Source organism: Domibacillus indicus, from assembly GCF_023715895.1.
GTDB classification, from domain to species: Bacteria; Bacillota; Bacilli; order Bacillales; family Domibacillaceae; genus Domibacillus; species Domibacillus indicus_A.
In genome coordinates this window covers 168678-177826 of sequence record NZ_JAMBOO010000005.1, presented here as the reverse complement: position 1 = coordinate 177826, position 9149 = coordinate 168678, and the positions used below count along the sequence as shown (strand labels likewise).

The 9149-nt window shown below is 42.3% G+C and carries 7 protein-coding genes; all 7 read left to right on the top strand.

The features are described from left to right. The coding region (locus M3221_RS11650) for a transposase (protein ID WP_251271946.1) at positions 1–152 on the top strand (152 nt) is incomplete at its 5' end. 614 nt (positions 153–766) lie between these two features. Next, the gene (locus tag M3221_RS11645) at positions 767–1819 is read left to right on the top strand and encodes a Gfo/Idh/MocA family oxidoreductase (protein WP_251271945.1); all 1053 of its coding nucleotides are present in this window, start codon (positions 767–769) and stop codon (positions 1817–1819) included. A gap of 115 nt (positions 1820–1934) precedes the next feature. Next, on the top strand, positions 1935–3530 hold the full coding sequence (locus tag M3221_RS11640) for a solute:sodium symporter family transporter (RefSeq protein WP_251271935.1): 1596 nt from the start codon (positions 1935–1937) through the stop codon (positions 3528–3530). A 268-nt stretch (positions 3531–3798) separates the two neighbouring features. Continuing rightward, positions 3799–4800, top strand: coding sequence for a LacI family DNA-binding transcriptional regulator (locus M3221_RS11635; RefSeq protein ID WP_251271934.1), 1002 nt, complete (start codon positions 3799–3801; stop codon positions 4798–4800). A 111-nt stretch (positions 4801–4911) separates the two neighbouring features. Next, positions 4912–6501 carry a sigma 54-interacting transcriptional regulator gene (locus M3221_RS11630; RefSeq protein ID WP_251271933.1) on the top strand — a complete coding sequence of 530 codons (1590 nt, stop codon included), beginning with the start codon at positions 4912–4914 and terminating at the stop codon, positions 6499–6501. 104 nt (positions 6502–6605) lie between these two features. Beyond that, positions 6606–7784: an iron-containing alcohol dehydrogenase gene (locus M3221_RS11625; protein ID WP_251271932.1), complete on the top strand. Its 1179-nt coding sequence runs from the start codon at positions 6606–6608 to the stop codon at positions 7782–7784. Further along, positions 7768–9147, top strand: a complete 1380-nt coding sequence (locus M3221_RS11620; protein ID WP_251271931.1) for a DUF3360 domain-containing protein — start codon at positions 7768–7770, stop codon at positions 9145–9147. Before M3221_RS11625 ends, M3221_RS11620 begins: the two co-directional genes overlap by 17 nt. Positions 9148–9149 lie beyond the last annotated feature (2 nt).

Below are 9149 nucleotides of genomic sequence, written 5' to 3'. Positions count from 1 at the left end.
CAAGATGCGGGCATCAGCATAAGGATGTAAAAAATCTCGCTGTACGGGTGTGGGAGTGTCCTTCCTGCGGCGTACATCACGACCGGGACCTGAATGCGAGCTTGAATATTAAAAAAGAAGCCCTTCGACTTCTTTCACTTCAGTCTAGATAAGCTTGGTCATAAAACCGTTGGAATACGGGGTTAGCCTGATTACTGGGGGTCGAAGATCCCCTTGCCCAGGAATCCCCCACTTCAACCGTCAGGTAAGTGGGTGGTAGTTCAAGAAGCCCGGCAAGGTGAACGTTGTTTTGTCCTAAGATTTGAATACTTAAAGCAAGCTGAAAGAAATTTCAGCTTGCTTTTTTGTAAATAAGGAAAACGTTTACCTTGGAAAAGAGGATGGGTGATGTTTTTTAAGCCTAACCAAAACAGGTTTAAGGTATATAAGCTCCTTGATAAATAAGGGTTTTTAAAAAATACTTCTGTTGACTGTCATTTTTTCACTAATTAAAACATTGACTTTTACATAATCGTGTTATTTAATAAACTCACAAGGAAAACGTTTACCTTCTTTGAAAAGTTTATGTTTTACTCTATTTTAAATGAACCTATATTTTTTATTTGCTAGCAGCTGAGGTACAGAGAAGAGAATTATTCAGAACATTTCATTTGGTGGGATGTTTAAGTAAGCGCTTTATCGTATTAGGGGCTTAAAGGCTGGACAAGAAAGTTTATAGAGGCATCTTTGAGAAAAATTATGAGATATAGGAAGGTTGGGAGACATGATGGCAAAAGTGAAAGTTGGTATCGTAGGATTAGGCAGACTAGGAAGACAGCATGCAGAGAATTTGGCATTCCGCATCCCCAATTGCGAATTACTGGCTGTTTGCAGTGTAATTCAAGAAGAAGCTGAACAAGCTCAAAAAGAATGGGGTATTAAATACGCCTACACCAATTATGATGAAATGCTCCAAAATAAAGAGCTCGATGCGATCTTTATTGCTTCGCCATCCGGATTTCATTGTGAACAGATTGAGAAAGCCTTGAATGCTGGCTTCCATGTATTCAGCGAAAAGCCGCTTGGATTGTACCTGGAGGAAGCATTGCGTGTCCAAGAGGTCGTAAATAACCATAAAGAACAGGTTTTCATGATCGGTTTCATGCGCAGATATGACAAGTCATATGCGTATGCAAAAAAGAAAATTGAGGAAGGAAAAATTGGAGAACCAGTTTTAATTCGCTGCTATGGACTTGATCCGTCAAAAGCGATCAATGGCTTTATGCAGTTTGCGAAAAACAATTACAGCGGCGGTTTATTTTTGGACATGGCCATCCATGATTTAGACCTGGCTAGATGGTACTTAAGCTCGGAAGCCAAACAAGTATGGGCCATTGGCGGCGCATATGCCCATCCTGAATTTGAGCAGTTAAACGATGCAGAAACGGGCACCGCCCTGGTAAAATTCGAAAACAATAAAATGGGCATTTTTGTAGCGGGCCGCAATTGTGCACATGGGTATCATATTGAAACCGAAATTATCGGTACAAATGGTACGTTGAGAATTGGCACTACTCCTGAAAAAAATATGGTCACTGTATTTGATGATACGGGAGCTGTAAACGAATGTGCGGAAGGATTTTTAGAGCGCTTTGAACAGGCCTATTTAAGTGAAGCAGAAGAATTTATTTCCTGCATCCGGGAAAACAGACAGCCAAGCGTGACAGTTGAGGATGGTGTGTTATCAACAGCTCTTGGCTATGCGTGCAAGGACTCGTTTGAAACAGGAGAACTAGTTACAGTTCAGTCTCCATATAAAGCGCTTCCGTCATCTATTTAATAAAGGAGGGGCATACTGTTATCCGTTAAAAGTAAGTATGCCCTTTTGGTTTTCATTTGATTGTATAAAAACGAGGTAAAACTCTGCATGACAGAATTTCAAGGAGGACAGCATTATGTTTTATGTAACCGTTATCACCTTTCTTCTATTTACAGGATTTATCGCATGGTATTCATGGTATAAAACGAAAGATGTGAATTTGGAAAGTTCAGATGGCTATTTTTTAGGCGGGCGGAGCTTAACAGGTATTTACATAGCGTTTTCCTTAATTTTAACCAATTTATCCACGGAACAAATGGTGGGTTTAAATGGACAGAGTTATTCTACTTCAATGGTCGTAATGGCATGGGAAGTAACAGCGCCGCTTGCTTTGATTTTTATGGCGTTTGTGTTTTTGCCAAGATATCTGAAAAGCGGGATCAGCACAATTCCAGACTTTTTGGAGCAGCGCTATGATGTACGGACGAGACAAATTATTTCTGTATTGTTTTTACTTGGTTATGCATCTTCTTATCTTCCTACCGTTTTGTACTCTGGTGCAATCGTTTTAGACAGTATTTTTAGTATTTCGGATGCATTGAATACGGGAACGTTTATGACCGTTTTTCTCATTGCACTTGCAACAGGTGTCATTGGATGCTTCTATGTTGTTTTCGGTGGAATGAAAGCGATTGCGGTATCTGACACCTTATATGGTATAGGTCTTATCATTGGTGGGTTTATGATCCCAATTCTCGGTTTGCTTGCACTTGGACAAGGCGACATTGGTGCCGGTGTTGATAAATTGCTGCATTCTAATCCCGATAAATTAAATGCAATTGGCGATCATTCATCGAGTATTCCTTGGCCAACTCTTTTTACCGGTTTATTAGTTAATAATTTGTTTTATTGGTGTACGAATCAAGCCATTGTACAGCGGACATTTGGTGCAAAAAATTTAGCAGAAGGGCAAAAAGGGGTTTTATATGCCGGCTTCTTTAAAATATTTGGTGCCTTTTACTTGGTTGTTCCTGGAATCATTGCATTCCACATGTACGGAAACTCTTTGAAAACAGCAGATATGGCGTATCCGCAGCTCATTGTTGATATTGTTCCGGTGGCATTTTCCGGTTTCTTTGCAGCCGTGCTGTTCGGAGCCATTTTAAGTTCTTTTAACGGTGCACTAAATAGCTGTATTACATTGTTTACGCTGGATATCTATAAGCCTATTTTCAAGCCCCAGGCGAAGGAACAGGAGCTTGTCAAAGCCGGAAAAATATTCACGATCATTTTAGCGGGGGTTTCTGTTGTGATCGCGCCATTAGTGATGTTTGCGCCATCCGGGCTTTATACGTATCTTCAGGAAATGTTCGGATTTTACAATGTGCCTATTATTGCGGCTGTCATGGTCGGTTTTTTCAGTAAAAGGGTACCGGCGCTTGCGCCTAAAATCGCCCTGATTACGCACATCATTTTGTATGCACTCTCAAAAGTATTCTTTGGAGAAGTCAATTTCTTGTACATACTTGCTGTCCTGTTCCCTGTATCGGTCTTAGTCATGCTAATCGTTGGAAAGCTTGCACCAAGAGAAGAGGACTTCGAATTGGCAACTTCCAACAAGGTCGATTTAATGCCTTGGAAGTACGGGAAGCTTGTGGCTGCCGTTATTGTAATTCTTATGATTGGCGTATATACTTTGTTCTCTCCTATAGGGTTAGCAGCAGGTTTATAATAAAATGTTTCATTTTAAGAGTATAGGTACAATCTAGATTAAATCGTTAGTAAAATTTTTTGGATATATGTTTTTTATAGGCAGTTCGCTGTTAGCGATACTGCCTATTTGTGCAGCATGGAAGCCGTTTTATATTATTCATTTTTTGCGATGGATACAAGAGAGCAATGGCTTTAATATATGGGATGACAGTCTGCGTGGTATAATAACATCAGTATTTTACATAAATGATATGTACATAAAAAGCAGGGAAGAAAGGAGGGATATTATGAAAGTAAACATACATAGCGTCGCTCAAGAAGCAGGTGTTTCGATTGCCACTGTTTCAAAAGTAATCAATCACACCGGAAGCATTAGTGAACAGACAAGAAAAAAAGTGCTGGCGGCAATGGATAAACTTAATTATCATCGCGATATAGCGGCGGCTTCTTTAAGAGGCAAGCGGACAAACGCCATTGGGCTGCTTGTTCCGGATATCTCTAATCCTTTTTACGCGGACATTGCGAGAAGTATTGAAGACCGCAGCCGCGAACTGGGATTTAGTGTGATGATGTGCAACACAGATAATGACGCAGATAAAGAAAAAAACTATTTATCCCTCCTAACCAGCCAAAGAATCGATGGTTTAGTGGTCGCTTCCGCTTTCCGAAGCACGGACTTGCTTGAAGAGATGATGGAAAAACAAGGAGTTCCGATTGTGTTAATCGCTTCTGAAATTCCGAAGCTGTCCATTAATACGGTAACGGTTGATGACTATAAGGGGGGCTACTTGGCTGCTTCCCATTTGTTGTCTTTAGGCCATAAAAGAATCGCTATTATCGCTGAAAATGTTCGAAGCAATGAACCGCGGCTGGCCGCCTTTAAAGATGCGATGCAGGAAGCTGAGCTGCCCGTGCCAGATGAGTACATAGTAAAAACGGAAGCTTTAATCCAAAAAGGATACGAAAGTGCCAAACAGCTTCTTTCATTGGAGGAAAGACCTACAGCTATTTTTGCCTGCAATGACTTGCTGGCAGCCGGGGTAATACAGGCTGCTAAAGAAATAGATCTGAGTATCCCGCAGGATTTATCGGTTGTCGGATTTGATAACACGGTATTGTCCACTACAACTTCTCCGATGCTGACAACCATTTCCCAGCCGATAAAAGAGATGGGAGCAAAAGTGGTGGAGTTATTAATGCAGGAAATGGAGGCATCCCGGTCTTATAAAGAACGGCTGCTTCTTTCTCCTGAATTAATGATTAGGCAATCCACAGCTTCTCTGCATTGAAAGAGGTTGTGTGATCAGATCGATAAGATAAAAGCTATCTTTGAAAGTAATGCCACTTTCAGAAATAGCTTTTTTTTGTGATAAGATGGATTGAAAAAGGTGGTGTATGGATTGTTAACGCTGGATGAGACCATTCAAGAAGCGCTTAATAGGTTAACGGAAAAAAAGTTGGAATCGGTTGAAATTGTCGATGAGAATCAAACGGTCATCGGCATGATTACAATAGAAGAAATACGGGTGGCGATTCGAAATGGACATGTGCTGATGACATTGAGAGAATTTTTTCAGCAGCCCTTCTTGCATCAATTTCTCCAGGACCAGAAGCCGGGCGGATTTCATCAACTGCTTATGAGCAAAATGTTTTCGGACATGATCAACTCGTTGTATGACGGTGTATACATAACTGATGGGAATGGCTTTACAGTAAAAGTAAATACGGCATACGAGCGGATTACAGGAATTTCGTCAGAGAAAGTAATTGGTTTTCATATGAAGGATGTAGAAAAGGCCGGCTATATTTCGAAATCAGTTTCCATTCAGGTCATTCAAGAGAAAAAAACGCTGACGCAAATGCAAGAGTTGGCGAACGGGCGCAAAGTCATTGTATCGGCAAGTCCTGTATTCGGCCAGGATCGAACCATTTTATATGTGGTTAGCAGTGTACGTGATATTACTGAATTGATTCGGTTAAAAAATGAAGTGGACGAATTAAAAGATAATCGATTGGAAACGGTGGACGTAGAAACGGATCATGTGCCATTTTTGGCAGAAGGAGCGGAATCGTTTTTCACACTCGCACGGAAAGTAGCCCGCAAAAATGTAACGGTCTGTTTGACAGGTGAAAGCGGCGTAGGGAAAACAATGACGGCTTCCTACATTCATCATCATTCGACCCGGAAAAATCAGCCGTTTATTGAAGTGAATTGCGGCGCACTGCCGGCCAATTTAATTGAAGCAGAATTGTTCGGCTATGTAGGTGGTGCTTTTACAGGGGCACTTTCAAAAGGGAAAAAAGGGTTTGTGGAAATGGCTCATCGCGGAACACTATTTTTAGATGAAATCGGAGATATGCCCCTTGAGCTGCAGGTGAAGCTGTTAAAAGTGCTTGATGACTTCACATTTACACCGGTTGGGGCAACGGAGGCTAAACAAGTAGATATTCGGGTAATCGCAGCAACCAATCAAAAATTAGAAGAACTCGTGAAAAAGGGGCAATTCCGGGAGGACTTGTTTTACCGGCTGACAGTAGTGCCGATGCACATTCCGCCGCTTCGTGAGCGTACAAAAGAAATCCCTAAATTAATTGAACATTACTTGGATCAATTTAATGCAGCACATGAAACAGCTATAGAGTTTTCAGATGAAGCTCTCCGCTGCCTGAGTTCGTACGAATGGCCGGGTAATATTCGCGAGCTTAAAAACGTGATTGAATATATAGTCGTCACGTCACCTTCTTCTAACATAGAAGCGGAACAGCTGCCGGCTAAAATTCGCCGCGCTCCATCGTTTGTAAGTACGTTTCAAGAAGATGAGATTATTCCATTGAAGGAAGCAACCGATATAGTAGAGAAACAATTGATCAAAAGAGCAATGCAGCTTCATAAAACAACCCGAAAAGCAGCGAAAGCACTTGGAGTAAGTCAGTCTACGATTGTAGCAAAAATGAAAAACTGGTCTGATTACAATTATGATCAGCATTGAGTGATTTATCGATCAAAAGAGCTTTCAACGCCTTCTTTTTCGGCTTTTTCTTATTGGCATGGTTCTTGCAATAAGAAAAGAGAATAGAAAAAGGAGGATTTTTTATGACGATTTCAACATTTAAGATTGCCAATAAATTAATTACCGGTGACGGTGCGACGAGTGAGTTGCGAAATGAGACGGCTCGGTTAGGAATAACCAAACCACTTATCGTGACCGACCATATCATTCAGCAAACCGGAATGCTTGATCAAATTCAGGAAAAATTGGAAGGGCTTACAGTTGGTGTATTTTTAGGTGTAAAGCCGGAGCCAGAATTTTTCGTGGTGGAAGAATGCCGGCAAATGTTCCGTGATGGGGGCCATGACGGGCTGATTGCCATCGGGGGCGGTAGTGCGATCGATACAGCGAAAGCGGTATCTGCTTATGCCAAGTATGAAGGTGCGCTTACCGATTTAGTAGGCACAGATAAAGTGGGTGAAAAAGGATATCCACTCATTGCAATCCCAACCACTGCAGGTACAGGATCGGAAGTCACTAATATTTCTATTTTATCGGATAAAAAAGAGCAAGTGAAGAAAGGGGTTGTAAGTGACTACCTGTTGCCGGATGTTGCGATTGTTTCTCCGGAAATGACGTTAACGATGCCGGCCGGGGTGACAGCAGCAAGCGGAATTGACGCGCTCGTTCATGCAATTGAAGCGTATATTTCTGTTCATGCCTCTCCTATTACCGACGCTTTGGCAATAGGTGCTATGAAAATGATTGCAGTGAATTTACCTAAAGCGTATGCGAATCCGAGTAACGTTGAGGCGCGCGAACAAATGGCCACAGCCAGCTTAATGGCAGGTATGGCCTTTGGAAATGCCGGGGTCGGAGCAGTCCATGCGCTGGCGTATCCGCTCGGAGGCCGTTTTAATATTCCGCATGGTGTGAGCAACGCTCTTCTCCTGCCATATGTCATGGAGTGGAATAAAATCGCATGCCTTGAGCGTTTCAGAGATATCGCGGAGGCGCTTGGCGAAAAGGTCGATGATACAACAGATAATGAAGCAGCCGAAAAAGCGATTAAGGCGATGAGCCGGCTTTGTAAAGCGGTTCGAATTCCAGATAGTTTAAAAGCGTTTGGCATTGAAGAAAGTGATTTAGACGGGATGGCAGAGGATGCAAGTAAAATTGACCGTCTGCTGAAAAATAATCCACGACTTTTACATAAAGCCGATATTCTAGCGATTTATCAAGCCGCCTACAAAGGAGGAGAGAGTCATGCTTTGGAAAAATAGAAAGAATGGAGAGGAATCTCCATTTATTCCAATGGGGCCGTTTAAACTACGGCTTCCCTTTATTCATTACCGCTTTGAATGGCCGGATTATGTACAGGGCCTGCTGCTGTGTGCAGTTGACCTGGCGGCGATTCCTTTATTGATGGAACTGCTTGGCATGCCATTTGAAGCGGCTCTTGCTGTTGTTATGTTAAATGGACTGATGTATTTAACACATCATTTATTGGGCGACCCGGTTGTGCCAGGCTGGATTACACCGGCTGTTCCGCTCATCATGGCGTATGTGTCTCAGTTTCCTGAAGGAGAAGAGAGAGTGTATGCACTCATCGCTTTCCAGCTGACACTCGGTATTTTTTCGATTTTTCTAGGGGTTACTGGCCTCGCAGGAAAAGTGGTCAGCCTTGTACCGAGTGCCATTAAAGCTGGTATTATAATGGGAGCGGGAATTGGTGCCGTTACATCGATTTTCGAGGTTGGCGGCCAGTTTGAGACATTCCCATGGACCATTTCCATTGCAATCGGAATTGCCTTTTATTTAATTTTTTCAAAGCATTTTCAGGTGTTCAAACAGAGAAACGCCTTTTGGACACTGATTGCGAAATTAGGTATTTTTCCGATCATTATTTTAGCGGTTGTGATTGCTCCCTTATTTGGAGAAGCACCATGGCCAAATATTGAGTGGGGTATTACCAGTCCGGATTTCGCGACACTTTGGAACGAGTATACGGTGTTTGGCCTTGGAATGCCGCCGCTCGCTTTGTTTATTAGCGGATTGCCGACAGTACTGGGAACGTATATTGTTCTGTTTGGCGACATTTTGAAAAAAGAAGCGATTTTAGATGATGCAAAGGATATTCGCAGTGACGAAAAAATCGACAACAATCCAAATCGTGCGCATTTAATCTTTGGGGGAAGAAACGCGATTATGAGTATTATCGGTCCTGATGTAACAATGGCTGGTCCAATGTGGGCAGCGATGCAGGTAGTAGTCGTAGAACGTTATAAAGAAGGCAAGAAAGTCATGAATTCATTTTTCGGCGGAGCCGGTTCATTCCGCTGGGGAACGAATACTGGTTTACTGCTGATGCCGATTGTGAGTCTTGTAGAACCGATTTTAGGAATCGCGCTTGCTCTGACGCTTTTAATTCAAGGGTATGTAAGTGTTCGCGTAGGTGTTTTAGAAGCAAGAAGCCAGCGGGATCTTGGCATTGCGGGCATTGTGGCAGCTCTGTTGGTCATTAAAGGGGCTTCATGGGCTTTCGCGGGCGGAATTATTTTATGCTTCCTTATTTATGGGAAAAATTTCTTTGTCGGAGAAAATGATCGTACATTTACAAAAGATATGGAGGAGAAGGTCGGATGAAA

Bases quoted from the DNA above. Each gene is read 5' to 3' on its own strand.
- M3221_RS11640 (WP_251271935.1), top strand. From the start codon at position 1,935: ATGTTTTATGTAACCGTTATCACCTTTCTTCTATTTACAGGATTTATC.
- M3221_RS11635 (WP_251271934.1), top strand. From the start codon at position 3,799: ATGAAAGTAAACATACATAGCGTCGCTCAAGAAGCAGGTGTTTCGATT.
- M3221_RS11620 (WP_251271931.1), top strand. From the start codon at position 7,768: ATGCTTTGGAAAAATAGAAAGAATGGAGAGGAATCTCCATTTATTCCA.
- M3221_RS11645 (WP_251271945.1), top strand. From the start codon at position 767: ATGGCAAAAGTGAAAGTTGGTATCGTAGGATTAGGCAGACTAGGAAGA.
- M3221_RS11625 (WP_251271932.1), top strand. From the start codon at position 6,606: ATGACGATTTCAACATTTAAGATTGCCAATAAATTAATTACCGGTGAC.